At 72.4% G+C, this 23,267-nt stretch carries 22 protein-coding genes and 1 pseudogene; 11 read left to right on the top strand and 12 right to left on the bottom strand.

The window, feature by feature from the left end:
* Positions 1 to 365: 365 nt before the first annotated feature.
* Entirely contained in the window at positions 366 to 1,331 is a 966-nt protein-coding gene (locus ACFYQA_RS37475; RefSeq protein WP_388927915.1) for a pirin family protein, read from the bottom strand.
* Between the two features lie 138 nt (positions 1,332 to 1,469).
* Here ACFYQA_RS37475 and ACFYQA_RS37470 point away from each other — a divergent pair.
* The 3 genes and pseudogenes from ACFYQA_RS37470 to ACFYQA_RS37460 all read left to right on the top strand — a co-directional run bounded on the left by ACFYQA_RS37470 (position 1,470) and on the right by ACFYQA_RS37460 (position 2,879).
* A pseudogene (locus ACFYQA_RS37470) lies at positions 1,470 to 1,993 on the top strand (MarR family winged helix-turn-helix transcriptional regulator).
* Complete coding sequence (locus ACFYQA_RS37465) at positions 1,990 to 2,454, top strand: MarR family transcriptional regulator (RefSeq protein WP_388927912.1); 465 nt, start codon at positions 1,990 to 1,992, stop codon at positions 2,452 to 2,454. Before ACFYQA_RS37470 ends, ACFYQA_RS37465 begins: the two are co-directional and overlap by 4 nt.
* Positions 2,455 to 2,504: 50 nt before the next feature.
* On the top strand, positions 2,505 to 2,879 hold the full coding sequence (locus ACFYQA_RS37460; protein ID WP_388927910.1) for a tetratricopeptide repeat protein: 375 nt from the start codon (positions 2,505 to 2,507) through the stop codon (positions 2,877 to 2,879).
* 148 nt (positions 2,880 to 3,027) lie between these two features.
* Here ACFYQA_RS37460 and ACFYQA_RS37455 read toward each other — a convergent pair whose 3' ends face one another.
* On the bottom strand, positions 3,028 to 4,476 hold the full coding sequence (locus ACFYQA_RS37455; RefSeq protein WP_388927907.1) for a PepSY-associated TM helix domain-containing protein: 1,449 nt from the start codon (positions 4,474 to 4,476) through the stop codon (positions 3,028 to 3,030).
* 145 nt (positions 4,477 to 4,621) lie between these two features.
* On the opposite strand from ACFYQA_RS37455, the gene ACFYQA_RS37450 reads away from it, so the two are divergent.
* Positions 4,622 to 5,266, top strand: coding sequence for a peptide deformylase (locus ACFYQA_RS37450; protein ID WP_388927904.1), 645 nt, complete (start codon positions 4,622 to 4,624; stop codon positions 5,264 to 5,266).
* Between the two features lie 168 nt (positions 5,267 to 5,434).
* Here ACFYQA_RS37450 and ACFYQA_RS37445 read toward each other — a convergent pair whose 3' ends face one another.
* A complete protein-coding gene (locus ACFYQA_RS37445; RefSeq protein WP_388927902.1) occupies positions 5,435 to 6,886 on the bottom strand; it encodes a dihydrolipoyl dehydrogenase family protein in 1,452 nt (483 codons plus the stop codon).
* Positions 6,887 to 7,006: 120 nt separating this feature from the next.
* Between ACFYQA_RS37445 and trxA the strand changes: the two genes are divergently transcribed.
* On the top strand, positions 7,007 to 7,414 hold the full coding sequence (gene trxA, locus ACFYQA_RS37440) for a thioredoxin (protein WP_388927899.1): 408 nt from the start codon (positions 7,007 to 7,009) through the stop codon (positions 7,412 to 7,414).
* 58 nt (positions 7,415 to 7,472) lie between these two features.
* Here trxA and ACFYQA_RS37435 read toward each other — a convergent pair whose 3' ends face one another.
* The 3 genes from ACFYQA_RS37435 to ACFYQA_RS37425 all read right to left on the bottom strand — a co-directional run bounded on the left by ACFYQA_RS37435 (position 7,473) and on the right by ACFYQA_RS37425 (position 11,093).
* Positions 7,473 to 8,909, bottom strand: coding sequence for a benzaldehyde dehydrogenase (locus tag ACFYQA_RS37435; protein WP_388927897.1), 1,437 nt, complete (start codon positions 8,907 to 8,909; stop codon positions 7,473 to 7,475).
* A 260-nt stretch (positions 8,910 to 9,169) separates the two neighbouring features.
* Entirely contained in the window at positions 9,170 to 10,135 is a 966-nt protein-coding gene (locus ACFYQA_RS37430) for a LacI family DNA-binding transcriptional regulator (RefSeq protein ID WP_388927928.1), read from the bottom strand.
* Between the two features lie 292 nt (positions 10,136 to 10,427).
* Positions 10,428 to 11,093, bottom strand: coding sequence for a TetR/AcrR family transcriptional regulator (locus ACFYQA_RS37425; RefSeq protein ID WP_388927894.1), 666 nt, complete (start codon positions 11,091 to 11,093; stop codon positions 10,428 to 10,430).
* A gap of 158 nt (positions 11,094 to 11,251) precedes the next feature.
* Here ACFYQA_RS37425 and ACFYQA_RS37420 point away from each other — a divergent pair, with 158 nt between their 5' ends.
* A complete protein-coding gene (locus ACFYQA_RS37420; RefSeq protein ID WP_388927891.1) occupies positions 11,252 to 11,815 on the top strand; it encodes an NADPH-dependent FMN reductase in 564 nt (187 codons plus the stop codon).
* A gap of 180 nt (positions 11,816 to 11,995) precedes the next feature.
* On the opposite strand, the gene ACFYQA_RS37415 is transcribed toward ACFYQA_RS37420, so the two are convergent.
* From ACFYQA_RS37415 to ACFYQA_RS37400, 4 genes are read right to left on the bottom strand one after another with little or no spacing between them, the layout of a single operon-like run.
* On the bottom strand, positions 11,996 to 13,129 hold the full coding sequence (locus ACFYQA_RS37415) for an XdhC family protein (RefSeq protein ID WP_388927888.1): 1,134 nt from the start codon (positions 13,127 to 13,129) through the stop codon (positions 11,996 to 11,998).
* A complete protein-coding gene (locus ACFYQA_RS37410) occupies positions 13,122 to 15,290 on the bottom strand; it encodes a xanthine dehydrogenase family protein molybdopterin-binding subunit (protein ID WP_388927926.1) in 2,169 nt (722 codons plus the stop codon). Before ACFYQA_RS37410 ends, ACFYQA_RS37415 begins: the two co-directional genes overlap by 8 nt.
* A 20-nt stretch (positions 15,291 to 15,310) precedes the next feature.
* Positions 15,311 to 16,303, bottom strand: a complete 993-nt coding sequence (locus tag ACFYQA_RS37405) for an FAD binding domain-containing protein (RefSeq protein ID WP_388927885.1) — start codon at positions 16,301 to 16,303, stop codon at positions 15,311 to 15,313.
* Positions 16,300 to 16,866, bottom strand: a complete 567-nt coding sequence (locus ACFYQA_RS37400) for a 2Fe-2S iron-sulfur cluster-binding protein (RefSeq protein WP_388927882.1) — start codon at positions 16,864 to 16,866, stop codon at positions 16,300 to 16,302. Before ACFYQA_RS37400 ends, ACFYQA_RS37405 begins: the two co-directional genes overlap by 4 nt.
* Before the next feature lie 305 nt (positions 16,867 to 17,171).
* Between ACFYQA_RS37400 and ACFYQA_RS37395 the strand changes: the two genes are divergently transcribed.
* Both ACFYQA_RS37395 and ACFYQA_RS37390 read left to right on the top strand, forming a co-directional pair.
* Positions 17,172 to 17,882, top strand: a complete 711-nt coding sequence (locus ACFYQA_RS37395; RefSeq protein WP_388927923.1) for a TetR/AcrR family transcriptional regulator — start codon at positions 17,172 to 17,174, stop codon at positions 17,880 to 17,882.
* Positions 17,883 to 18,191: 309 nt separating this feature from the next.
* On the top strand, positions 18,192 to 19,334 hold the full coding sequence (locus tag ACFYQA_RS37390; RefSeq protein ID WP_388927879.1) for a peptidoglycan DD-metalloendopeptidase family protein: 1,143 nt from the start codon (positions 18,192 to 18,194) through the stop codon (positions 19,332 to 19,334).
* Positions 19,335 to 19,483: 149 nt separating this feature from the next.
* Here the strand turns inward: ACFYQA_RS37390 and ACFYQA_RS37385 are convergent, their stop codons facing one another.
* Positions 19,484 to 20,389: a LysR family transcriptional regulator gene (locus tag ACFYQA_RS37385; RefSeq protein WP_388927921.1), complete on the bottom strand. Its 906-nt coding sequence runs from the start codon at positions 20,387 to 20,389 to the stop codon at positions 19,484 to 19,486.
* Between the two features lie 139 nt (positions 20,390 to 20,528).
* Here ACFYQA_RS37385 and ACFYQA_RS37380 point away from each other — a divergent pair, with 139 nt between their 5' ends.
* Together ACFYQA_RS37380 and ACFYQA_RS37375 are read left to right on the top strand one after the other, a co-directional pair.
* Positions 20,529 to 20,777: a hypothetical protein gene (locus tag ACFYQA_RS37380; RefSeq protein WP_388927875.1), complete on the top strand. Its 249-nt coding sequence runs from the start codon at positions 20,529 to 20,531 to the stop codon at positions 20,775 to 20,777.
* Between the two features lie 117 nt (positions 20,778 to 20,894).
* Positions 20,895 to 22,085, top strand: a complete 1,191-nt coding sequence (locus tag ACFYQA_RS37375; RefSeq protein WP_388927872.1) for a CaiB/BaiF CoA transferase family protein — start codon at positions 20,895 to 20,897, stop codon at positions 22,083 to 22,085.
* A 104-nt stretch (positions 22,086 to 22,189) separates the two neighbouring features.
* Here ACFYQA_RS37375 and ACFYQA_RS37370 read toward each other — a convergent pair whose 3' ends face one another.
* Positions 22,190 to 22,618: a VOC family protein gene (locus ACFYQA_RS37370; protein WP_388927870.1), complete on the bottom strand. Its 429-nt coding sequence runs from the start codon at positions 22,616 to 22,618 to the stop codon at positions 22,190 to 22,192.
* A gap of 512 nt (positions 22,619 to 23,130) precedes the next feature.
* Here ACFYQA_RS37370 and ACFYQA_RS37365 point away from each other — a divergent pair.
* On the top strand, positions 23,131 to 23,267 hold a 137-nt coding region (locus tag ACFYQA_RS37365; RefSeq protein ID WP_388927918.1), incomplete at its 3' end, for a helix-turn-helix domain-containing protein.

Genomic DNA, 23,267 nt, shown 5'->3' with positions numbered 1-23,267 from the left:
CCGCCTGGATCAACAAGCCGGCACCGGACGGCCCACTGATCCCGGCACAACGTTAGAACGATCTACCTGCCTTGATCGCTTTGACAGGTTCCGGTGGCCGCCCAACCTGCGATGACCACTACACCGCCGCGGAGGTAGGACACGAACCTTCGCCGATACCTGATGACTCGTCAGTAGAGTTAGCAAAGGGTTAGCAAGAGTCCTGCCACAGCTGCCCACAGACGGACACACCGTGGAATCGCCCAGCACCGCGTATGGGGCCTACAGCACGTCCAGCCGCCCTCCCGCACGCGCTGGAGGGACGGGAGGTAACGCACAACGGTGAGGCGCCCGCCCGTCACCAACCAATCAGCCGTTTCCGCAGGTCAGCGAACCCTTCCCCGCGGTTTCAGCGCCACCGGCGGTAGCTCGGGAGCGGGCAGCGGAGCACCGTCGTAGCCCTTCACCTCGCCGAACCGTGTGCCCTCCATCCAGTCCCGGCGGGCCTGTTCGATCTCCTCCTGGGTGCGGCCGATCCAGTTCCAGAACATGATCAGCTCCTCCTCGAACGGCTCGCCGCCCAGGAGCATCACGGAGGCGTCGGACTCGGCGCGCAGCGGGAGTTCGTCGCGACCGCAGCCGAGGTAGAGCATCGAGCCCGGGAGCACCGGTACGCCGTCCACGTGGACCTCGCCGGACATCGCGAGGACCGCGTACTCGAAGTCGCGCTCCAGGGGCAGGCGGACGTCCGCGCCGTTGGACAGGGAGAGGTCTGCGCCGACGATCGGGGTGTATGCCGTGCCGGGCGAGGTGGCGCCGTCGAGGCCGCCGAGGATGAGCGTGGCGTTGACGCCCTGCGCCGTGACAACCGGGAGGTCGGCGTGGTGCTCGAAGCGGGGGTCGGTGTGGCGGTGACCGTCCGGGAGGGCGACCCAGAGCTGGGCGCCGTGCAGGAAGCGGGCGTGTGAGTGGGGGCTCTCCTCGGAGTGGCTGATCGCCCGGCCCGAGGTCATCAGGCCCAGTTCGCGCGGGCGGATCGTCTGGAGGCTGCCCGTGGAGTCACGGTGCAGGACCTCGCCCTGGTGCAGCCAGCTCACCGTCTGCAGGCCCATGTGCGGGTGCGGTGCCACCTGCATGCCGGGCTCGTCGGCGATGTCGTCGGGACCGTAGTGGTCGACGAAGCACCAGGCGCCGACCATGCGCCGACCCAGGTTCGGCAGCAGCCGCCGGACCTCGCTGGACTCTCCGAGCTTGACCTTACGGGGACTGAGGAGTTCACGTACCGGCTCTGCCACCACGAAGCCGCGCCCGCCGCACAGGGACGGAACGGCCTCCCGCTCAAGATTGCTCATGCCGCACAACTTAGCCCCGCAGGGCAATGCGTCAATCAGGCGCCGCGCCACGCGGGAGGCGGCGGGAGGCGTTGCAGCGGGACGAAGCACGATGAAAATCGTAGCCATGACTATAGTCGCCATGCACTGTATCGGTTCATGAGTTCGGTACGTTCGGCGCCCGAGGGCGCGACGCCGGGATTTCTGGTCTGGCGTCCGTCCTTGAAGTGGTGCGTCGCGGTCGACCGTGCGGTGGCCCCACTGGGGCTGACCCACGCGCAGTACTCACTTGTCGCGTCGCTGTACGGGATGGGGCGTGCCGGGGAACGGCCCAGTCAGCGCCGGCTCGCCGACCACACGGGCTCGAAGCGCTCTACGTGTCGAAGCTCGCCCGCGCCCTGGAGGCTGCCGGCCTCCTCGAACGCACCCGGGACCCGCGCGACCCGCGCGCCATGCAACTGGCGCTCACGGAACGGGGCACCGAGGTCACCCGCCGGGCGATCGACGTCGTTCACGTGCTCCTGGAGCAGTTGCTGGAGCCCCTCGACGGACTCGACGGACTCGACGGTCCGCGGACCCGCGCGTTCACCCGCGATCTGACGACCCTCCTCGGCACGCCCCTCGCCACGTCGGCGGACGCCGCCGGCGACAACGCCAACGCTCACGAGACGGAGCAGTCATGACCACCACCGCGCCCCCTGCCGACGGCCGCGCCATCGGCCTTGCCCACTACGCGAGCCGCGCCGTCCTGGAGAGCGTGCCGGCCCACCACGGCATCACCTTCCAGCAGTCGGTGACCCTCCGGCTCGCCGCCGTGGCCGACGGGCCGGTCGACCGCGCCCGTCTCGCCGGGGACGTCACCGGCGCCCTGAAGACCGGCCGCCCGGAGGTGCAGGGCGTGGTCGACGGGCTGATCACCGCGGGACTGCCGGCCCCGGACGAGCATGAGCATGCCCTGGTGCGGATCACGGACGCCGGGAGGAAGCTGCACGACACGACGTCCGCCGAGACCAAGGCGATCGCCGCCAGGATCTACGCCGGCATTACGTCCGATGAACTCGCGGTCACCGGACGGGGACTGGCGCTTGTCACCGAGCGGGCCAACCGGGAGCCGGCCGCAGCGGCGGCCACCCCGGACCAGTAGTGGAATATTCAAGCAACCCCGTCCGTTGTCGGCGTCGAAGGAGGTCACCAGTGGACACCACGTACTACTACGACCACGGAACCCCGGCCGAGCGCTGGGAGCGCGCCGGACTGTTCTTCGACGCCAAGGACTACGCCGCCGCGGCGCGCGTCCTGAGCGGGCTGGTCGAGGAGGTGCCGGAGCAGACCGGACCGCGGCTGCTGCTGGCGCGTTCCTACTACCACTCGGCCCAACTGCGCCGCGCCGAGGCCGAGTTGCGTGTCATTGTGGAGCGCGATCCGGTGGAGCACTACGCCCGGCTGATGCTCGGCCGCACCCTGGAGCGGCAGGGGCGGAGCGAGGAGGCGGAGTCCCACCTGCGGATCGCCGCCGCGCTGGCGGGCGACTTCGACGGCAGCGTCGAGCGCGAGCTCGACCCCGCGTAGGCGGCGGGCCCGGGCCCTGTCCTGCACAGCCCAGCCCTGTCCTGCCCTGCCCTGCCCTGCACAGCGACGTCACGCGCGCCGGTGCCCGGTTCCCCCGGAGGGAGGCCGTGCACCGGCGCGCGTGCGGTTCGTCCGGGGTGCGCTCCGGCTACGGCGTCCGCGCCGCCCCAGCGGGTTCGCCGCTCTCGACTCCCCCGGCTTCCCCGCCCCCTCCGCTCTTCCGGCCCCGCCGGTGTGCGATCTCCCCGAGGACGATGTCGACGACGAGGAAGGCAGCCAGCGGGATGCCGAGGAGCGGGACGAAGTAGCCGAGTACGGCGATCGCCGCCAGCAGCGGGACGAGGATGTACGGCGGGACCTGCTGCCAGGCGCCGCGTGGGATCGGCCGGCCGAAGGACGAGCCCCGGCCGCGCTGCCACCACATGCGGTAGCCCCACAGGATCAGCAGGATCAGGGAGGCCGCGAGCAGCATCAGCGCGATCTGGTTGGGCAGACCGAAGAGGCTGCCGGTGTGCAGGTCGATGCCCCAGCGGCTGAGTTTGGCGAGCACCGGGTAGTCGGCCCACCGCACGACGTCGGTGACCTGGCCGGTGGCCGGTTCGACGGCGACGGCGTCCTGCTTCTCGGGCCAGCTGCGCTGGATCTGCTTCACGACATACGTGGAGGCCGCGTCGGCGGGCGGGACGATCTCCACCGGGTTGTCTAGCCGCTCGGCCCGTGCCGCCGCGAGGACCCGGTCGAGGCCGACGCCGTGCTCCGCGTCGCCTCCCGTGCCCCCGGCCGCGCCGTGCTCCGCGTGTTCGCCGCCCGCCGCGGCCGACACCGAGGGCGTCTCCTGGCCGAGCGAGGTGCGCAGATCGGCGATGTTGGCGCCGGTGTACGTGGACCAGGTCAGCCCGGTGGCGGAGAGGAAGAGGAAGCCGACCGCGGCCCAGGCGCCGATGCCGCCGTGCAGTCCCAGGGTGCGCCGTCGGCCGCTGGTGCCGCGGATTTTACGCAGGGCTCGGCGGCGGGAGAACCACAGCACCAGGCCGCCGCCGGCGATCACCCACAGCCAACTGGCCGCGAACTCGCTGTAGAGGCGGCCCGTTTCGCCGAGGTGCAGATCGCGGTGGAACTCGTCGATCCAGGTGCGCAGCGGCAGCGCGCCGCTGGAACCGTACTGCTCCAGCGTGCCGCGCACCTCCGCGGTGTACGGGTCGACGAACACGGCCAGGGTGTGATTCGGGTCGACGCCCTCCACCCCGGACAGCATCACCCTGGTCGTGGCGTCCGCCTCGGGTGAGGGGCGTATCGCGGACACCGTGCCTTCGGGGTGGGCCTTGCGGGCGGCGGCGACCTGTTCGGAGATGGGCAGTTCACGGTCGCCGACGGGGACGGTCAGCTCATGGTCGTAGACGATCTTTTCGGCCTGGAAGGACGCGGCGTACAACAGGCCGGTGAGGGCGGCGACGAGCAGGAACGGGGCCACCACCACACCCGCGTAGAAGTGCAGACGCAGGACCAGGGGGCGCAGGGTGCTCCAGCCGGATCTCTGCCGTGCGGGGATGGGGGGTCGGGGGGCCTCGTCCGTGGTGGGCGAGGGAGCGGTGGTCATCGGTGGGCTTCTCCCGAGAGCGTCTTGGCGTCCGTGATGCTGCTCCAGTGGTCGGGGCGGGGGTGCGCCGAGTTCCCGGAACGGCGTTGTGAGCTGCGTCACTCGTGACCGCGACGGTCCGTCGGACGCATGGCATCCTGACTCGATGGGAACTCCGAACGATCGTGTGCCCCTGGCCGAGCAGGTCGAGCGACTCCTCGCCGGTGACGGGCCGTTGCCCATCGTCGCGGCCGGGGATCCGGTGCTGCGGCGGGCGTCCGAAACCTTCGACGGCCAGTTGGAGCCCGTGCTGCTGGCCCGGTTCGTCGAGGCGCTGCGGGTCACCATGCACGCCGCGCCGGGGGTCGGACTGGCAGCGCCGCAGGTCGGGGTGGGGCTGCGGATCGCGGTGATCGAGGATCCGGCGCCCGTCACGGAAGAGGTGGCGGCGGCGCGCGGTCGGGTGCGGCAGCCATTCCGGGTGCTGGTCAATCCGGTCTACGCGCCGGTCGGCGGCGGGCGGGTGGCGTTCTTCGAAGGGTGCCTGAGCGTGCCCGGGTACCAGGCGGTGGTGGCGCGGCACGCCGAGGTGCGGCTGACCGGGCAGGACGAGCACGGGCGGGTGGCGGACGAGGTGTTCGGCGGCTGGCCTGCCCGGATCGTGCAGCATGAGACGGACCACCTCGACGGCACGCTCTACCTCGACCGGGCAGAACCGCGCTCGTTGTCGTCCCATCAGGCGGTGGCGGAGCGCTGGGCGCAGCCCACGCCGGGGGAGGCCGCGCGGGCACTGGGCTTCGAACTGCCGTGACCGGGCACGGGCGCGGGATCCGGATCGGGGAAAGGACCGGGCGCGGATTCGGGCGCGAATTCGGGCACGGGGCACCGGGCGGGGAAACCCCGCCCCGCCCGCCCACCGCCTCCGAGCCCTCCAAGACCTCCGAGCCAAGACCCTCTGAGCCCTCAGGCCCTCAGGCCCTCAGGCGTCCCGGTACGCCTCCAGCAGTCGGAGCCACACCTCGCTGATCGTCGGGTACGACGGGACCGCGTGCCACAGGCGGGCGACCGGCACTCGGGCGGCCACCGCGACGGTGGCCGAGTGGAGGAGTTCGCCCACGCCGGGGCCGACGAAGGTGACGCCGCGCAGGGTCTCGCTTTCGAGGTCGACGACCATGCGGGCGCGGCCCGTGTAGCCCTCGCCGTACAGGCCGGCGCCGGCGACCGAGGCCAGGTCGACGTCGACGGCGCGGACGCGGTGCCCCGCTTCCTCCGCCTCGGCCAGGGAGAGGCCCACCGAGGCCGCCTCCGGGTCGGTGAACACGACCTGGGGGACGGCGTCGTGGTCGGCGGTGGCGGCGTGCGCGCCCCAGGCCCGGCCGGCCACCGGCGCCCCCGCGGCTCTGGCGGCGATGGCGGCGCCGGCGATACGGGCCTGGTACTTGCCCTGATGGGTGAGCAGGGCACGTTTATTGACGTCACCGACAGCGTAGAGCCAGTCCTGACCGGTCACTTGGAGACTGTCGTTCACGGTGAGCCAGGAGCCGGGCTCCAGACCGACGGTCTCCAGGCCGATGTCGTCGGTACGCGGGGCCCGGCCGGTGGCGAAGAGGATCTCGTCGGCCTCGATCCGCTCCCCCGTGTCGGTGACGACCACGACGACACCGTTCTCCCTGGTCACCGAGGTGGCGGAGGTGCCGGTACGGAGGTCCGCGCCGGCCTCGGTGAGCGCCTCGGCGACCAGTTCTCCGGCGAAGGGCTCCATACGGGCCAGCAGACTTTTGCCGCGCACCAGGAGCGTGACCCGGGAGCCGAGCCCCTGCCACGCCGTGGCCATCTCGGCGGCGACGACACCGCCGCCGACCACGATCAGTCTGCCGGGCACGGCCTGGGCGCTGGTGGCCTCCCTGCTGGTCCACGGCGCGACCTCGTCGAGTCCGGGCAGGCCGGGCAGCAGCGCGCGGCTGCCGGTGCAGACGGCGACGGCGTGCCGGGCGGTGAGGACGCGCCGCGTTCCGTCGGGGGCGGTGACGGTCACCGTGCGCGGGCCGGTGAGCCGTCCGACGCCGCGGTGGAGGTCGACGCCGACGGACTCGAGCCACTGGACCTGGCCGTCGTCCTTCCACTGGGAGGTGTACTCGTTCCGGCGGGTCAGGACCGCGCCCGCGTCGAGCGGCCCCTGCACCGACGCGCTCAGGCCGGGGAGTCGGCGGGCGTCGGCCCGCGCGAGGACGGGGCGCAGCAGGGCCTTGCTGGGCATGCACGCCCAGTAGGAGCACTCGCCGCCCACGAGTTCGCTCTCCACGATCGCGGTGGAGAGCCCTGCCGCTCGGGTGCGGTCGGCGACGTTCTCCCCTACGGGCCCGGCGCCGAGTACGACGACGTCGTAGCCGAGGGGTTCCGATTCCGGCGATTCCGTCTGCGTCTGCGTCATGACGCCAGTCTGGTGGGTGGTGTGCGTGGTGGCCACATGGGTAGGGGCGCGGAATACGTGACCGGCCGGCCGTGGTTGTACCGACGGCTCGCCCCGCTATCAGGAAGAGGGACATACGCAATGAGCAGCACTGTGGAGCTCACCAAGGAGAACTTCGACCAGTTGGTCACGGAGAACGAATTCGTTCTGATCGACTTCTGGGCGTCCTGGTGCGGGCCGTGCCGTCAGTTCGCACCGGTGTATGACAAGGCGGCGGAGGCGAACCCGGACCTGGTGTTCGGCAAGGTGGACACGGAGGCGCAGCCGGAGCTGGCCGCGGCCTTCAACATCCAGTCGATCCCGACGCTGATGATCGTCCGCGACCAGGTGGCCGTGTTCGCGCAGCCGGGCGCGCTGCCCGAGGCCGCGCTGACGGATGTCATCGGGCAGGCCCGGAAGCTGGACATGGACGAGGTCCGCAAGTCCATCGCCGAGCAGCAGGCGGCGCAGGGCGACGGCAAGGCGGAGGCCCCGAACCAGGGCGAGTGACCGCCCCGGCTCCGGGCATCGCCACGGCTTCCGGAACAGGCGGTTCCGGAAGCCGCTTCTAGAACGGGTACTGCGCGACGTCTCCGCGCACGGTGGTCCAGCGCACGTCGGTGAACGCGTCCAGGTTGGCGTCGCCGCCGAAGCGGGAACCGGTGCCGGAGGCGGCGACGCCGCCGAAGGGAGCGACGGCCTCGTCGTTCACGGTCTGGTCGTTGATGTGCACGATCCCCGTCGGGATACGCTCCGCCAGGTCCAGGCCGCGGGCCGCGTCCCGGGTGATGATGCCCAGCGAGAGCCCGTAGGGGCTTGCGGCGGCCAGGGCGGCGGCTTCGTCGGCCCCGGTGAAGGACCGTACGGGTGCGACGGGGCCGAAGACCTCCTCCGCGTAGGCGGGGGTGTAGTCGTCGGTGTCCGCGAGGACGGTGGGCCGGTAGAACAGCCGGTCGTGGGTACCGCCCGCGGCGAGTTTCGCCCCGCCGGCCGTGCTGGACCCGACCAGGGCGTGCACCTTGTCGAGCTGCCCCTGGTCGATGAGCGGGCCGAGGTGGACCTGCTCGCGGTGCGGGTCGCCGACGGCGAGCGAGTCGGCCTTGGCGGCCAGCCGTTCCACGTACTCGTCGTAGAGCGAGGCATGCACCAGGTGGCGTCCGGTCGTCATACAGATCTGGCCCTGGTGGAAGAAGGATCCCCAGGCGGCCGTGGAGATCACCGCTTCGATGTCGGCGTCCTCGAGCACGACCAGCGCGGAGTTTCCGCCGAGTTCCAGGTGGGCCCGCTTGAGGTGACGGCCGGCGGCTTCGCCCACGTGCCGGCCCGCCCCGGTGGAGCCGGTGAACGAGATGACGGGGATCCGCGGGTCGGCGACGAGCGCCTGGCCGGTCTCCGCGCCGCCCGGCAGGACGTGCAGCAGCCCTTCGGGCAGTCCCGCCTCGGCGAACACCGCGGCGAGCGCCAGCCCGCCGCAGACCGCGGTGCGCGGGTCCGGCTTCAGGACGACCGCGTTGCCGAGCGCGAGGGCCGGGGCGACGGAGCGGATGGACAGGATCAGCGGCGCGTTGAACGGGGCGATGACGCCCACCGCGCCCACCGGCACCCGCCGTGTGTACGACAGCCGGGGTCCCTCGGTGGGCAGCACCTGGCCGGCCGGGCGGGAGGCCAGGGCCGCGGCCTCGTAGCACTCCTGGGCAGCGACATGGAGTTCGAAGTCGGCCTTGCCGGTGATGCTGCCGGCCTCGCGGACCAGCCATTCCCGCAGCTCGTCGGCGTGCGCACCGAACAGGTCGCCGGCCTTGCGGAGCACCGCGGCGCGGACGAAGTGCGGGGTCCTGGCCCACTCGGCCTGTGCGGCGCGGCTCGCTTCCGCGGCGGTCCCGACGTCCTCACCGGTGGCGAGGGTGACGGTGGCCAGCTGTTCGCCGGTGGCGGGTTCCGTGACGGTGTGGTCGGGGCCCGAGAGGGGGCGGGACTGCCAGGTCGTGGGGTCGAGCAACGGCATATGACGGCTCTCCGATCGGGCACCGGGCTCCGCGCGAGCGCGAGCCCGGCTGTCCTTACGCGTACCAAATGGTTGAGCACGCAACACCCTAGTCACGCCGCGCCGCGTCGCATCGTGTCAGAGGCGCAGGGCGTACCGTACCGGTGCCCCGGCTGCCGCCCACCGGGATGATCCGGCTTCCTCCATCATCCGACGACGTGATCGCGTGCTGCCTGTCCACCCGGCCCGCACCGGTCGGCGGCGACCCGCGCCGGCCCGCGTCAGCCGGATTCGCGCCGGATCACCGACGCTCCCAGCACCTTGTGCGCCTCGGGGGCGGCGGCCGGGTCGCGCACCGCGCGGTCGACGAGTGCGGCGAGCTCGGCGCCGGACGGCAGGTCGAGGTGGACAGTGGTCAGCCGTGGCCGCAGCAGCCGGCCCAGCATGAGGTTGTCGGCGCCGACCACGGCCGTCTCCTCGGGGACGCGGACGCCGGCGTCCTGCAGCGCCCGCATCAGCAGCATCGCGTACTCGTCGTTGTACGTGAACACGGCGTCGAGGCCGAGGTCGCACCAGCGGGCGGCGAGCCGCGCGGCGGCGCCCTCGTCGTGGGCGAGGGGCAGTTCGGTGACCGTGGCGCCGGTGCCGCGCAGGGCCGCCCGCACTCCCGCGAGGCGGGGCGCGGAGAACGCCTCCAGACCGGGCTCGCGCGGGACGACCACACCGATGCGGCGGCGTCCCTGGTCGAACAGGTGCGCGCCGGCGCTGTGGCCGACGACGTCGTGGTCCATGAGCAGGGCGTGCGCGCCCTCGACGGTTTCCGGGCCGAGGGTGACCACGGCACGCGCGCCGGAGCGTTTGAGCACGGCGACACCCCGGGGGCCGAGTCCCGAGCCGGGGACCAGCACGGCCACGGGACGCAGCTCGGCCCAGGCGCGGGCGGCCTCGTCGTCGTGCACGCCGACGGTGCCGTACTGCACGACGGTGTAGTCGAGGCGGCCGAGAGCCACCTGGAGATCGTTGATGAACTGGCTGTAGACCGGGCCGACCGGGAAGGCGGGGGCGGGCATCAGCACCATGCGGCTGTGCCCGGCGCGTAAGCTGCGGGCCGCCGCGTGCGGCACGTACCCGAGTTCCCTGGCGGCCTCGCGGACGCGGCGGCGGGTGGGCTCGCTGATCCGGACGGCGTCGGCGTTGTTCAGGACGTAGGAGACGGTCGCGCGCGAGACGCCGGCCAGGCGGGCCACGTCGGCGCTCGTGGGCACCGCCCCCGCGGGCGGGGGGTTCGTGGGCGCGGGGTTCGTGGGCGCACGGGGCGGGGGCACGGATCGCGGGGGCACGGCACCTTTGGGCGCGGGGCGCGTCGGTGCGGTGGCTGCGGCGGCGGGCGGGTTCGGTATCTGCACCATGACTGAGGCATCTTTGCAGAAGCACGAACGGGCCTGTCGTCCGGGGGAGTTGAGAGCGCGGGGTCCCGCTTCCGTCCCAGTTCAGGACGGTCCTGAGGGTCGCGGGCCGGGAGGGGAGCCGTGCCCTCGGTCAGGGTGCGGGGGCCGCGGGTCCCGTCACGCGGTCGATGAGGTCCACCCACGCGGATTCGAGCCGCGCCAGCGGCATTGCGCACTGCCGGGTCAGGTGGTGCACCAGCGCGGGGTCGAGCGGCGCCATCAGGGTGTGGGCGAGAAGGTCGCAGTCCGCCTCCGGGACGGCCTCGCGCAGCAACAGCGTCACGTGGTGGTGCCGTACCCGGCGGGGCGGATTGGTGAAGCGACGGTCGGCGCAGGGCTCGGCGGCGAGCTGGAGATCCAGCTCGTCGACGGTGCGGCGCAGCACGGTGACACCGAAGGCCCGCAGTCGCTCCGCGGGCGGTGCGCCCGGCCCCAGCGGCGGGGGGCCGGAAAGGAAGGCGGCCTGGAACTTCTTCTCGGAATGGTCGAGCAATGCCGTCAGCAGTCCGGTGCGGTCGCCGAAACGCCGGAAGACCGTCCCCTTGCCCACCTGGGCCGCTGCGGCGACCGCCTCCATGGTCAGACCGTCCGCGCCGCGCTCCGCCACCAGCAGGGCGGCCGCCTCCAGCAGGCGTGCGCGGTTGCGCGCGGCGTCGGCTCGCAGGCAGGGCTCATCGATCTCGACACCGAGTTGCGGCAACTCCAGCGGTTCGAGGGACTGCTGGGGCGTCGGGGCGAGCGGCGGGACGGCGGACATGAAGCCAGCGTAAAGCATCGGGAAGAAACTGGACCTCGGTCCGGTTAGGATGCTAGAAACGTAACCGGACCTCGGTCCGGATGATTGCGGCATTGTTTCGTCCTGTGCTTCGCCGCGCCGTGCCACCCTGACTTTCCACCCCCCCCCAGGAGTTCTCCATGTCTGTTCGTATCCTCGCCCTCGTCGGCAGCCTTCGCGCCGGTTCGCACAACCGTCAGCTCGCGGAGGCCGCGGTCAAGCTCGCTCCCGAGGGCTCCGAGGTCGTGGTGCACGAGGGCCTCGCGGAGATCCCGTTCTACAACGAGGACATCGACGTCGAGGGCACCGTGCCGGCCGCCGCCGCCCAGCTGCGCGAGGCCGTGTCCGGCGCCGACGCCCTGCTGCTCTTCACCCCCGAGTACAACGGCACGATCCCGGCCGTCCTGAAGAACGCCATCGACTGGCTGTCCCGCCCGTTCGGCGCCGCCGCCCTCGGTGACAAGCCCGTCGCCGTGATCGGTACCGCCTACGGCCAGTACGGCGGTGTCTGGGCGCAGGACGAGGCCCGCAAGGCCCTCGGCATCGCGGGCGGCAAGGTGATCGAGGACATCAAGCTCTCCATCCCCGGCTCCGTGACCCGTTTCGCCGAGATCCACCCCGCCGACGACAGCGAGGTCGTGGAGCAGCTGACCGAGGTCATCGTCCGCCTGAACAGCCACGCCGCCACGCCGGCCGCCGCCTGACGCCTCCGCCGCGAGGCGCGCCCGATCCGTGGACGAAGGGCGCGGCCGGAGGGGCCGGAGCCGTACCGACGACGGCTCCGGCCCCTCCGGCCGTGAGGACGGGCGGACGTGGTCCCGGGAGCGGGCCGGCCCAGCGGCGCTCCGCCCTCCGGCCCTCACTTTCCGTCCCCCGCCCTCCCTTCAGACTCCCGCCGCCGTCCGTTCCTCGCGGTGAATCGGCGTCGGTACGCCGGTCAGCGGCGCGCCCGTGCCGCCCCGCAGGGTCGCGACGATCTCCGCCGCGATGGACAGGGCCGTCTCCTCCGGCGTACGCGCCCCGAGGTCCAGGCCGATCGGCGACCTGAGCCGGGCCAGTTCCCGCTCGCCCACGCCCGCCTCGCGCAGCCGCCGCTGCCGGTCCGCGTGGGTCCGGCGTGATCCCATCGCCCCGACGAACGCCACCGGCATCGCCAGCGCCTCCGTCAGCAGGGGGACGTCGAACCTGGCGTCGTGGGTGAGCACGCACAGCACCGTGCGCCCGTCGGTGACCGCGGTGCGCAGGTAGCGGTGCGGCCAGTCGACCACGATCTCGTCCGCCTCCGGGAACCGGGCCCGGGTGGCGAACACCGGCCGGGCGTCGCAGACGGTCACGTGGTAGCCGAGGAACTTGCCGGCCCGTACCAGAGCCGCCGCGAAGTCGACCGCGCCAAAGACGATCATGCGGGGCGGCGGCTGCGACGTCTCGACGAACAGGGTCACCCCTCCGGGGCAGTGCGATCCGTCCGCGGAGACGCCCACGGTGCCGGTGCGTCCGCCGTCCAGCAGGGCCCGTGCCTCGGCCGCCGCCGTCCGGTCCAGCTCGGGACGGCCGGCGAGGTGCCCCTCGTACGACCCGTCGGGGCGGACCAGGAGCACGCCGCCGAGCGTTTCGGCCGGGCCCCGGACGGTCCGGGCAAGGGCCACCGGCTCACCGCGGACCACCGCGGACAGGGCCGCCCGCAGCACTTCGCGGGCGGGAGTGTGCGCGCCGACCGGGGTGACCCTGATGTCGATGATCCCGCCGCAGGTCAGCCCGACCGCGAAGGCGTCCTCGTCGCTGTATCCGAATCGCTGCATCCGCGTCCCGCCGTCGGCGAGCGCCTCGAGGCACAGTTCGTAGACCGCGCCCTCGACGCAGCCGCCCGAGACCGAGCCGATCACCGTGCCGTCACTGTCGACGGCGAGGGCCGCCCCGGGGCCGCGCGGTGCGCTGCCGCTCACGGACACCACGGTGGCGACGGCGAACTCCCGGCCCTCGGTGAGCCACTGGTGCAGTTCACCGGCGATGTCAAACATGCGGTCCGCCCGCGGTGAGGATCCGGTCCGGGCGGATGGGCAGGCTCCGGTGCCGCACACCGGTCGCATGCCAGACCGCGTTGGCGATGGCCGCGGCGGCTCCCACGATGCCGACCTCACCGATGCCCTTGATGCCGACCGGGTCGTCGGGGTCCGGGTCGTCGACCCAGTCCGCCTCGACAACCGGTACGTCGGCGTTCGTGGCGATGTGATAGCCCGCGAGGTCGCCGCCGTAGTGGCCGCCCGAGGCCCGGTCGCGGATCCCTTCCTCGTGCAGGGCCATGGAGATGCCCCAGACCATCCCGCCGACGAGCTGGCCGCGCGCGGTGAGCGGGTTGACGATCCGGCCCGCGGCGAACACGCCGAGCATGCGGCGCACCCTCACCTCGCCGGTGGTGACGTCCACGGCGACCTCGGCGAACTGCGCCCCGAAGGAGTGCCGTTCCTTCTGCGCCAGGGCTCCGAGGGCCGCGGTGGTGTCCGAGCGTACGGTGATGCCGTCCGCCGGGATGCCGGTCTCCCCCGCCAGGCGTTCCCGCAGTTCGTCGGCCGCGACGGTGATCGCCCAGGCCCAGGAGCGGGTGCCGGTGGAACCGCCGGCGATCATCGCGGGGCCGAAGTCGCTGTCGCCGATCCGCATCCGGATCCGCGCGGGCGCCACCCGGAGCGCGTCGGCGGCGACCAGGGTGAGCGCGGTGCGGGCTCCGGTGCCGATGTCGGCCGCCGCGATCCGCACGGTGAAGGTGCCGTCCGCCTCCGCCGTCACCGCGGCCGTGGAGGGGCCGGCTCCCGCGGGGAAGGACGCTGCGGCCGTACCCGTGCCGATCAGCAGGTTCCCCTCCCGGCGCAGACCGGGGCGTGGGTCGCGGCCTGCCCAGCCGAAGCGCCGGGCGCCCTCCCGGAAGCAGGCGGCGAGATTGTGTCCGCTGAACGGCATCCCGGAGACCGGGCCCCGTTCGGGTTCATTGCGCAGGCGCAGCTCGATCGGGTCGACGCCGCACCGCTCGGCGAGTTCGTCGAGCGCCGCCTCCAGCGCGAACGCGCCCGGGGCCTCACCCGGCGCGCGCATCCAGGTCGGCGACGGCACGTCGAGCCGCACCGCCTCGATCGCGGTGCGGTGGGCGGGGGCGTCGTACATCACCCGGGCCACGCCGGCGCTGGGCTCGACGAAGTCCCAGACCGTCGAGGTCTGGCTGAGCGAGCGGTGCTCCAGGGCGCGCAGCCGCCCGTCGGCGTCGGCGCCGAGCCTGATGCGCTGGGCGGTGGGGCTGCGGTAGCCGGTGAGCGAGAACATCTGACGACGGTTCAGGACCACGCGGACCGGGCGCCGCAGCTCGGTCGCCGCCATGACTGCGGACACCTGGTGGGCGCGCACGCCCTTGCTGCCGAAGCCGCCGCCGACATGCTCGGAGCGCACCCGCACGGCGGACGCGTCGAGGGAGAACATCCGGGAGAGTTCGTCGGCGACCCAGGTGGTGCCCTGGTTGGAGTCGACGACGTCGAGCCGCCCGTCATCCCACCGGGCGGTCGCCGCATGCGGCTCCATCATGGCGTGGTGCTCTTCGGGGGTGGTGTACTCGACGTCCACGACGTGTGCGGACGCGGCGAGTTCGGCGTCCAGGTCACCCTTCTCGGTCACCGCGGGCATGTGCCCGTCCAGTGTGAACGCGTCGGGGCGGTCACCCCTGAAGTCGATGTCGTGCGGCTCCTGTTCATAGGTCACGACAAGCGCCTCGGCCGCCTCGCGGGCCTGCTCGGAGGTCTCGGCGACGACGAGCGCGACGGGCCACCCCGCGTGCGCCACACGGTCGTTCTGGAAGACGGCGGCAGTCGGGTCCGGCCGGACACCCAGCAGGCCGATGTAGTCGAGGTGGAGGCGCGGGGCGTTCTTGTGGTGCAGCACGGTGAGGACACCCGGCATGGCGAGGACGGGAGCGGTCTCGACGGATCCGATCCGGCCTCGGGCGACGGTGGACAGTACCAGCCAGCCGTGGGCGAGATCGGCAAAGGGGATCTCACCCGCGTAGCGGGCGGCTCCGGTCACCTTGTCGCGGCCCTCCACGCGCGTGTGCGCGGTGCCGACGGCGCCGGTCACGGTCGGGATGGCAGCCGTGGTGACAGGTGAGGTGGCGGTCTCCGCGCCGGTCGTGATGGCGGTCATCGGGCCGGTCGTGATGGCGGTCATCGGACGGCCTCCTCGGCGAGTTCGGACAGGACGGCCACCACGAGGTTGCGCATGAGGGTCATCTTGTAGGCGTTGCCGGGCAGCGGCCGGGCAGCGGCCAGTTCGGCGTCTGCGGCCGCGGCGAAGTAGTCGGCGGACGCCGGGGCGCCGTTGAGGACGCGTTCGGCGGCGTGCGCCCGCCACGGCCGGGACGCGACCGCGCCGAAGGCGAGCCGCGCCTCGCGTACGACGCCGTTGCTGATGTCGAGGGCGGCGGCGAGCGAGCCGATCGCGAAGGCGTACGAGGCGCGTTCGCGCACCTTGCGGTAGCGGGAGTGGGCGGCCGCCGGCACGGGCGGCAGTGTGACGCCGGTGATGAGCGCGCCCTGGGGCAGGGCGGTTTCCCTGTGCGGGGTGTCACCGACGGGCAGATAGAAGTCGGCGAGGGGCAACTCACTCGGCCCGTCGGCGGTTTGGTACGAGACGACGGCGTCGAACGCGGTCAGTGCCACCCCCATGTCGGAGGGGTGGACGGCGATGCAGTGCTCGGAGGCGCCCAGAACGGCGTGGTTGTGGTGCTCGCCCTCGACGGCGGGGCAACCACTGCCGGGGAGACGCTTGTTGCAGGGCTTGGTCACGTCGGCGAAGTAGCCGCAGCGGGTGCGCTGGAGCAGGTTCCCGCCCACGGTGGCCATGTTGCGCAGCTGCCCGGAGGCTCCGGCGAGCACCGCCTGGGTCAGCGCCGGGTAGCGGCGGCGGACCTCGGGGTGGGCGGCGAGGTCGCTGTTGGTGACGGTGGCGCCGATGCGCAGTCCGCCGTCTCCGGTCGACTCGATCCGGTCCAGCGGAAGTTGGCGTACGTCGACGAGTCGCGCGGGGCGTTCGACGCCGGTCTTCATCAGGTCGACGAGGTTGGTCCCGCCGCCGAGATAGCGGGCGTCGGGGTCGGCGTCGAGCAGGGCGACCGCGCCCTGGACGTCGTCGGCGCGCCGGTAGTCGAACTCCCTCATGCGGCAGCCTCCTCGGTGGCCCCGGTGGCCCCGGTACGTTCGGCGGCGGCGCGGGCGACGGCCTCGACGATCGAGACGTAGGCACCGCAGCGGCACAGGTTGCCGCTCATCCGTTCGCGGATCTCCTGCGGGGTCAGCGGAGGCGGTCCCGCTTCGGGCCGTACGTCGTCGGTGACCGCGCTGGGCCAGCCCGCGGCGTGCTCCTCGATGACGGCGACGGCGGAACAGATCTGGCCGGGCGTGCAGTAACCGCACTGGAAGCCGTCCAGGTCGAGGAAGGCCTGCTGTACGGGGTGCAGCCGCTCCCCCTCGGCGAGGCCTTCCACGGTGGTGATCTCCCGGTCCTCCGCCGCCACGGCCAGTTGCAGGCAGGACACGGTGCGGCGGCCGTCCACCAGGACTGTGCAGGCACCGCACTGTCCCTGGTCGCAGCCCTTCTTGGTGCCGGTCAGATCGAGGCGCTCGCGCAGGGCGTCGAGCAGGGTGGTGCGGTGGTCGACGGACAGCGTGTGCTTCTCGCCGTTGATGTTCAGGGTGACGCTGCTGGATGTCGTGGGAGCCATGAGCAGCCTTCCTTCGCGGATCCGTGCAGGCCGGCAAGGCCCTCAGGTGGCGGACGAGTGGGAAACGGTCAGAAGGTCGACCGGTGGAAGCTCGTCGACGGACCGGGAGCGCGGGCGTCGGCCACCCGCGGGCACGGGCATGCCCGCCCTCTCCCGCACTGTCCGCGGCCACCGCTACGATGCACCGAAGCGGACGGTTGTCCGGTACCGGGAAAATTTAGTGGACAGTTGTCCGCTTAGCAAGAACGGGTTTCGGCCATGCCCGGGAGGAGGACGGACGAGTGGGTCGGGACGTGGAGCGGGACATGGGCCGGGATACGGGCGACGAAAACACGCCACAGGGCAGGAGCACGCCCTCTCGCGCGCAGGCACCCCTGCGGTCGGACGCGCAGCGCAACCGCGAGCGTATTCTGGAGGTCGCGCTGGCCGAGTTGACCCGGTCGGCCGACACCCCGCTGAGCGTGATCGCCAAGAAGGCGGGCGTCGGCCAGGGCACGCTCTACCGGAACTTCCCCAGCCGGGAGGATCTCGTCCTGGAGATCTACCGGCACGAGATGCGCCAGGTGGCCGACAGCGCGGCGCGGCTGCTGGAGACCCGGGAGCCCGACCGTGCCCTGCGTGAATGGATGGACCGGCTCACCCTGTTCGCGATGACCAAGGCCGGACTGGCCGACGCCATCAGGCAGGCGACCGGTACACCGGGCAGCCCGGCGAAGCCGGGGCCCGACCCCGTGATCGAGGCGGCCGAACTCCTGCTGCGCGCCTGCGAGGAGGCCGGAACCATCCGGCCCGGGGTGACCTCGGACGACATGGTTCTCGCGATCGGCGGCCTGTGGCAGCTCGACCCCACCGGGGACTGGCGGACCCGGGCCACCCGACTGCTGGACATCGTCATGGACGGGCTGCGCGCGGGGGCACCCGGGCGACAGCCGGAAACCCGACGGCGGGACGCCCGGGCAGCGGCAAGGAGCCCGGTGGCGCGGCCGGGCGCGGGTCCCACCCGTCCACAGCCGTGAAAGCGCCCGCGCCGACCCTGAGCGGCCCTCGCGTGCGTTCTCCTGGGCATCGCGTCCACCCTTTCGGGCAATCCTCTTTGCCTCGCAGGCCGGTGACGTCTCGTCAGGACGCCGTTAGCATCCGAGCGTGAGTCTGAACTTCCCCCCGTCATCGCAGCCGGTCGCCGCACCTTCGCACAGCAGACACGACACGTGACCGAGGACGGAAAGAGCGCCGGGGCCGTTCACACGGCAGCCGCAGCCGAACAAGCAGGTGACCGAACGGTGCCGGGTCGGCACGGGGCGCGTCCGGAGTCGATCACGCCCACGATGCCGGTCGACCCGGCCGACGGCACGCCGCAGCAGGGCGACGCCACCGATGAACCGCCGGGCCACGAACCTCCGTCGACGACGCCGGCTCCCGGCGGAGCCCGCCCGCCACGCCGCCGCGGCCCCGGTCCCTTCGTCCTGATCGCGGTGCCCACCATGGTGGTCATCGTCGGGGTCGCGGGGTTCCTCGCCCTGACCGGCGTCCTCTCCCCCGCTCTGTCCGAGGGGTCGGATCCGGCACCGACGTCCGTCAGCAACGTCGACGCCTCCTACGTCCCTTGGCTGCGCAAGGCTGCCGATGCCTGCGAGGTCGTCACCCCCTCCCTCCTCGCCGCCCAGATCGATCAGCTGTCCGGGTGGAACAACGACACTGCCAGCCTTTCCCAGCAGGGAATCGCACGCTTCACCGACGCCCAGTGGCACACCTGGGGCCGGGACGACGACGCCAACGGCCGCTCCTCACCCCTCGATCCGGCGGACGCCGTCATGGCCCTCGGCCGGTATGACTGTTCCCTCGCCAAGGAGGTGACCGACCTCAGGACGAAGGGAACCGTCAGCGGCAACCTCGTGGACCTCACCCTCGCCGCGTACATGGTGGGGACGGACGCGGTGGCGCGGACGGGCCACGTGCCGGCCGCCGCACGCGCGTTCCTCGAGGAGGTCAAGGAACGACTGCCGCGGTACGAGGCACTCGTCCGGCAGAACCCCGACACGGCCGACGGCCGGAGCGCCTCGGCCATCCTGGTCCCGCCCGCGAGCGTACTCACCGTCACCTCGCCGTTCGGCTCGCGTGAGCACCCGCTCACCGGTGTCACCAAGCTCCACACGGGAGTGGACTTCGGCGCACCCCAAGGGGCGCAGGTGTCCGCCACGCGCGACGGCCGGGTGACGTTCGCGGGCATGACCCCGGCCTACGGCAACCGTGTGGTGATCGACCACGGCACGATCGCCGGCAAGCGGCTGGAGACGACCTACAGTCACCTGGCGGCCCTCCAGGTCACCGCGGGCCAGACCGTGACCGCCGGCTCTCCGGTGGGGCCCGTGGGCTCCACCGGCCTGTCGACCGGTCCCCATCTGCACTTCGAGGTCCTTCTCGACGGGCAGTACACGGATCCGATGCCCTGGCTCAGCACCACCCGCTGACCGTCACGAGGAACACCCGCCGTCTCGACACGACCTCGCGCACCAGGACCCGCCGCCGGAGCGGGCCGATCGGGCGGGCACCGTCCCCGTCACCCAGCGGGGCCGGTGGCCCGGCGGGCGCCGCGAGGCCCTCGCGAGGGGGGCCGCTCTCAGGCGACGGCCGTCGGCGCCAGTTCCCGCAGTTCCCGCAGCGCGGCCTCGACCGCCGGGCGGGCGTGGCCGCCCCCTCGGGTGCAGGTCAGCAGTTTGCGGTGCGGGTTGCCTGTGCAGCGTACGCGGGTGATCGGCAGGTGCGGGGTCAGCTGGGCCAGTCGCGGGATCAGGGCGACGCCGAGCCCGTGCGCGACGAGATGGGCGGTGACGTTCCAGTCGAGGGCGTGGTGGACGACGTCCGGGGTGAACCCGGCGGCGCCGCAGGCCGACATCACATGGAGCCGGCAGGGACTCTCCGGCACCGGTGCGATCCACGGTTCGCGCGCCGCCTCCTCGAGGCCGGCCCGCTCGCGGCCGGCCAGTGGATGCCCTTCGGGGACCACGAGGTCGAACGGGTCGTCCAGCAGCGGCTGTTGGTCGAAGCGCTCGTCGTTCAACGGCGGGTTGAGCGGGGTCGCCTCGACGATCGCCAGATCGGTGGCCCCCTCGAAGAGCAGGTCGAAGCTCTTCGGCACCTCTGTCTCCAGGATCCGTACCGTCAGCCTGGGATGACGGGCGCCCAGCCGGGCCGCCATGGGGGCCAGCAGGACCGAGATCGCCACCGGGAACCCGGTGACCCGCAGCAGCCCGGTGGGGGCGCCGTGGTCGGCCCGCAGATCCAGTTCGGCCTGTTCCCAGCGGGTCTCGATGGCGTCGGCGTGCGCGAGCAGGCTCTCGGCGGCCGGGGAGAGCCGTACGCCGCGTCCCTGCGGTTCCAGCAGGTCGACACCCAGGTCGCGGGCGAGCTGGCGGATCTGCTGGGAGGCGGCGGACGGGGTGAAGTGCAGGGCGCGGGCGGCCGCGGTGACCGTGCCGTAGTGGGCGACCGCCCTGAGGACGTGCAGTCGGCGCAGGTCAATCATGTAGCCCACGCTTCACGGTCGACTCCATAAATTCAACCTGGACGTGTACGGAAGGTGCGACGCACCCTGGTCTGTGTCACGACGGCCGCCCGGGCCTTGTCGTCCCGGGAGCCGGACTTCGAGGAGCCGAGGGGCCGCTATGACCAGCGCGCACGAAACCACCGGCACGACCGGCATCGTCTGCCCGTACTGCGGATGGCCGGACGACGCCGAGCCGTTCCAGCTGGTGTCGCGGCACAGCACCGCCGCGGGCAGCACGGTGTGGACCCGTTGCGGATGCGGCTCGCTCCAGGTCCGTGCCGTCGACGGCCGCGGCGCGCACGTCGTCACCCGCGGCAGGCCGCCCGCCGGGATTCCCCCCGCCCGGGCATGCGGGACACCCGGCTGAGCGGGCCGAACGGACCGAGGGCGGCCGTTGACAGGCCGCTCGCACCGGCTGTACTGATCGAGCGGACGGGGCGGGCGGGTTCGGTCCGGGAAGACGAGCGGAAGGCGAGCGGAAGACGTGGACGTGCGGAGGCATCCCCTGTCCGGGGTCACGGTGGTCAGCCTGGAGCAGGCCGTGGCCGCGCCGTACGCCACCCGGCAGCTCGCCGACCTCGGAGCCCGTGTGATCAAGGTAGAGCGGCCGGGCGAGGGCGACTTCGCCCGCCGCTACGACACGACCGTCCACGGCCACTCCAGCTACTTCGTGTGGCTCAACCGGTCCAAGGAGTCCCTCACACTGAACCTCAAGGATCCGCGGGGCCTCGAGATCCTGCACCGACTCCTCGCCGGGGCCGATGTGTTCGTGCAGAACCTGGCACCGGGCGCGGCAGACCGGCTGGGCCTGGGCACCGACGGCCTCGCCCGGCGTCACCCCCGCCTGATCCCGTGCACCATTTCCGGCTACGGCACGACCGGTCCCTGGGCCGACCGCAAGGCGTACGACCTGCTGGTGCAGTGCCAGACGGGCCTGGTGTCGCTGACCGGAACGCCGGAGGGGACCGCCCGCACCGGTATCTCGGTGGCCGACATCGCCGCCGGAATGTACGCGTACAGCGGGGTCCTCACCGCTCTCTACACCCGGGCGACCGCCGGCACCGTCCACCCCGTGGAGGTATCGCTGTTCGAGGCCTTGGCCGAGTGGATGGGCCAGCCCGCCTACTACACCCGTTACGGCGGCAGCCAGCCCCCGCGCCTGGGTACGCGGCACGCCACCATCGCCCCGTACGGGACGTACCGGGCCGCGGACGACCGCGAGGTACTGTTCTCCATCCAGAACGAGCGCGAGTGGGCGGCTCTGTGCACCGATTTCCTGGGCCGCCCCGAGCTGACCGGCGATCCGCGCTTCGCGACCGGTTCCGCGCGCGTGACACACCGCGAGGAACTCGATGCCGTGATCGCCGAGCGCTTCGCCCGCTCCGACGCCGATGAGCTCCTCGAGGACCTGGAGGCGGCCGGTATCGCCTGTGCGGGGGTCAACGACGTCGCCGCCTTCCTCGGCCATCCGGTCCTCGCCGCCCGCGACCGCTGGCGTGAGGTGGCGGTCCCCGGCGCGACGGTGGAGGCCCTGCTCCCCCCGGCCGACCTCGCGGGTCTCGCGCCCCGCATGGACCCGGTGCCCGCCGTCGGCGAGCACACCGAGTCCATTCTCGGCGACCTCGGCCACTCCCCCGCCGACATCACGGCCCTGCGCGCGGACGCGGTCGTCTGAACGGACCTCGGAGCGACCGCCGGGGGCCGGGCCCGGTGGAACGGGGCGGAGCGGGAAAGCCCCCGGCCCACCCGGCCCGGCCCTCCGGCAGTCGCCCGGACGGATCAGACCGCCCCGGGGACTTCCTCGGTGACGCCGTTGAGCGGGGAGTCCGGGTCTGTTCCGTAGGGGCGGGTGATGACTTCCAGACCGTGTCCGGCCGGGTCGGCGAAGTACACGCCGTGGCCGCCGTCGTGGCGGTTGACGCGGCGCGGGTGGCGGCCGTGCGGATCGGCCTGGATGGGGATTCCGGCGTCCACCAGCCGGTTGAGGATGGGAGCGAACTCGTCCTCGGAGACGAGGAACGCGTAGTGCTGTACCGGGAAGTCGGCGTCGACGGTCGCGAAGTCCAGGGTGACGCCGTTGGCCGTCGTCACGGGAAGGAAGACTCCGGCCGGTTCGCCGACCTCGAGCCCCAGGATACGGGCGAGGAAACGGGCGGACTTCTCCCGGTCACGAGTGAGAACGATGGTGTGGTTGAACTCGACTGACACTGGTCAATGCCTCCACGGGCATCCGCGGCACCTCCATGCCTCACCCGGTCGATGACCGGCACGCGATGCCGCACGGGTGATGGTAGACAACTGTGTCAGTGGCCGTCGAGGGGTTTTCACCGGCTGCGGGCGGGTGGCCGACGGGTACCGGGGCGTGCCGGTGAGGCGGGTTGCTGTCGGGCGGGGCATCCGGGCGGGACCGTGGGACTCCGCCCGGGCGCTGCCCTGACATCTGTCAGGGACTCCTCGGACGGGCGTCTCCCCAGGGTGCTGAGCACGGGCCGGTCCCTCGCCGACGGGACGGCCCGCGCCGTCAATCCGCCCACAGGGCGCCGCTGTCGCACACCCCTGCGTTCATCGGATTCCTTTCGTGGACACCCCCGCCTTCAGGCGGGGGAGGAAACGAAACCCCTGCGGAGCAGGGCAGGAAGCGGGGTTTCGCCACCAGGCGAAAAACCGTGCCCTGACCAGCGAGTTTGATTCTCACAAGCAAATCCACTAGTTTGTGAACTATGGTCACTCACGTGAAGCGGGCGTTCAAGTACCGCTTCTACCCGACCGATGCGCAGGCGGCCGAGCTGTCGCGCACGTTCGGCTGCGTGCGCAAGGTCTACAACCTGGCCCTCGCCGCCCGTACCGAGGCATGGGC

It is taken from the genome of Streptomyces sp. NPDC005774, assembly GCF_042871645.1.
Classification (GTDB): domain Bacteria; phylum Actinomycetota; class Actinomycetes; order Streptomycetales; family Streptomycetaceae; genus Streptomyces; species Streptomyces pratens.
The sequence above is the reverse complement of the archived record's forward strand: the minus strand, read 5'-3'. Positions and strand labels throughout refer to the sequence as shown.

Excerpts from the sequence above, each read along its gene's own strand:
- ACFYQA_RS37380 (WP_388927875.1), top strand. The coding sequence starts at position 20,529 with ATGACCAGCGCGCACGAAACCACCGGCACGACCGGCATCGTCTGCCCG.
- ACFYQA_RS37435 (WP_388927897.1), bottom strand. The coding sequence starts at position 8,909 with ATGCCGTTGCTCGACCCCACGACCTGGCAGTCCCGCCCCCTCTCGGGC.
- ACFYQA_RS37450 (WP_388927904.1), top strand. The coding sequence starts at position 4,622 with ATGGGAACTCCGAACGATCGTGTGCCCCTGGCCGAGCAGGTCGAGCGA.
- ACFYQA_RS37425 (WP_388927894.1), bottom strand. The coding sequence starts at position 11,093 with ATGTCCGCCGTCCCGCCGCTCGCCCCGACGCCCCAGCAGTCCCTCGAA.
- ACFYQA_RS37475 (WP_388927915.1), bottom strand. The coding sequence starts at position 1,331 with ATGAGCAATCTTGAGCGGGAGGCCGTTCCGTCCCTGTGCGGCGGGCGC.
- ACFYQA_RS37385 (WP_388927921.1), bottom strand. The coding sequence starts at position 20,389 with ATGATTGACCTGCGCCGACTGCACGTCCTCAGGGCGGTCGCCCACTAC.
- ACFYQA_RS37465 (WP_388927912.1), top strand. The coding sequence starts at position 1,990 with ATGACCACCACCGCGCCCCCTGCCGACGGCCGCGCCATCGGCCTTGCC.
- ACFYQA_RS37410 (WP_388927926.1), bottom strand. The coding sequence starts at position 15,290 with ATGACCGCCATCACGACCGGCGCGGAGACCGCCACCTCACCTGTCACC.
- ACFYQA_RS37445 (WP_388927902.1), bottom strand. The coding sequence starts at position 6,886 with ATGACGCAGACGCAGACGGAATCGCCGGAATCGGAACCCCTCGGCTAC.
- ACFYQA_RS37400 (WP_388927882.1), bottom strand. The coding sequence starts at position 16,866 with ATGGCTCCCACGACATCCAGCAGCGTCACCCTGAACATCAACGGCGAG.
- ACFYQA_RS37415 (WP_388927888.1), bottom strand. The coding sequence starts at position 13,129 with ATGTTTGACATCGCCGGTGAACTGCACCAGTGGCTCACCGAGGGCCGG.
- ACFYQA_RS37420 (WP_388927891.1), top strand. The coding sequence starts at position 11,252 with ATGTCTGTTCGTATCCTCGCCCTCGTCGGCAGCCTTCGCGCCGGTTCG.
- ACFYQA_RS37390 (WP_388927879.1), top strand. The coding sequence starts at position 18,192 with ATGCCGGTCGACCCGGCCGACGGCACGCCGCAGCAGGGCGACGCCACC.
- ACFYQA_RS37405 (WP_388927885.1), bottom strand. The coding sequence starts at position 16,303 with ATGAGGGAGTTCGACTACCGGCGCGCCGACGACGTCCAGGGCGCGGTC.
- ACFYQA_RS37455 (WP_388927907.1), bottom strand. The coding sequence starts at position 4,476 with ATGACCACCGCTCCCTCGCCCACCACGGACGAGGCCCCCCGACCCCCC.
- trxA (WP_388927899.1), top strand. The coding sequence starts at position 7,007 with ATGAGCAGCACTGTGGAGCTCACCAAGGAGAACTTCGACCAGTTGGTC.
- ACFYQA_RS37395 (WP_388927923.1), top strand. The coding sequence starts at position 17,172 with ATGGGCCGGGATACGGGCGACGAAAACACGCCACAGGGCAGGAGCACG.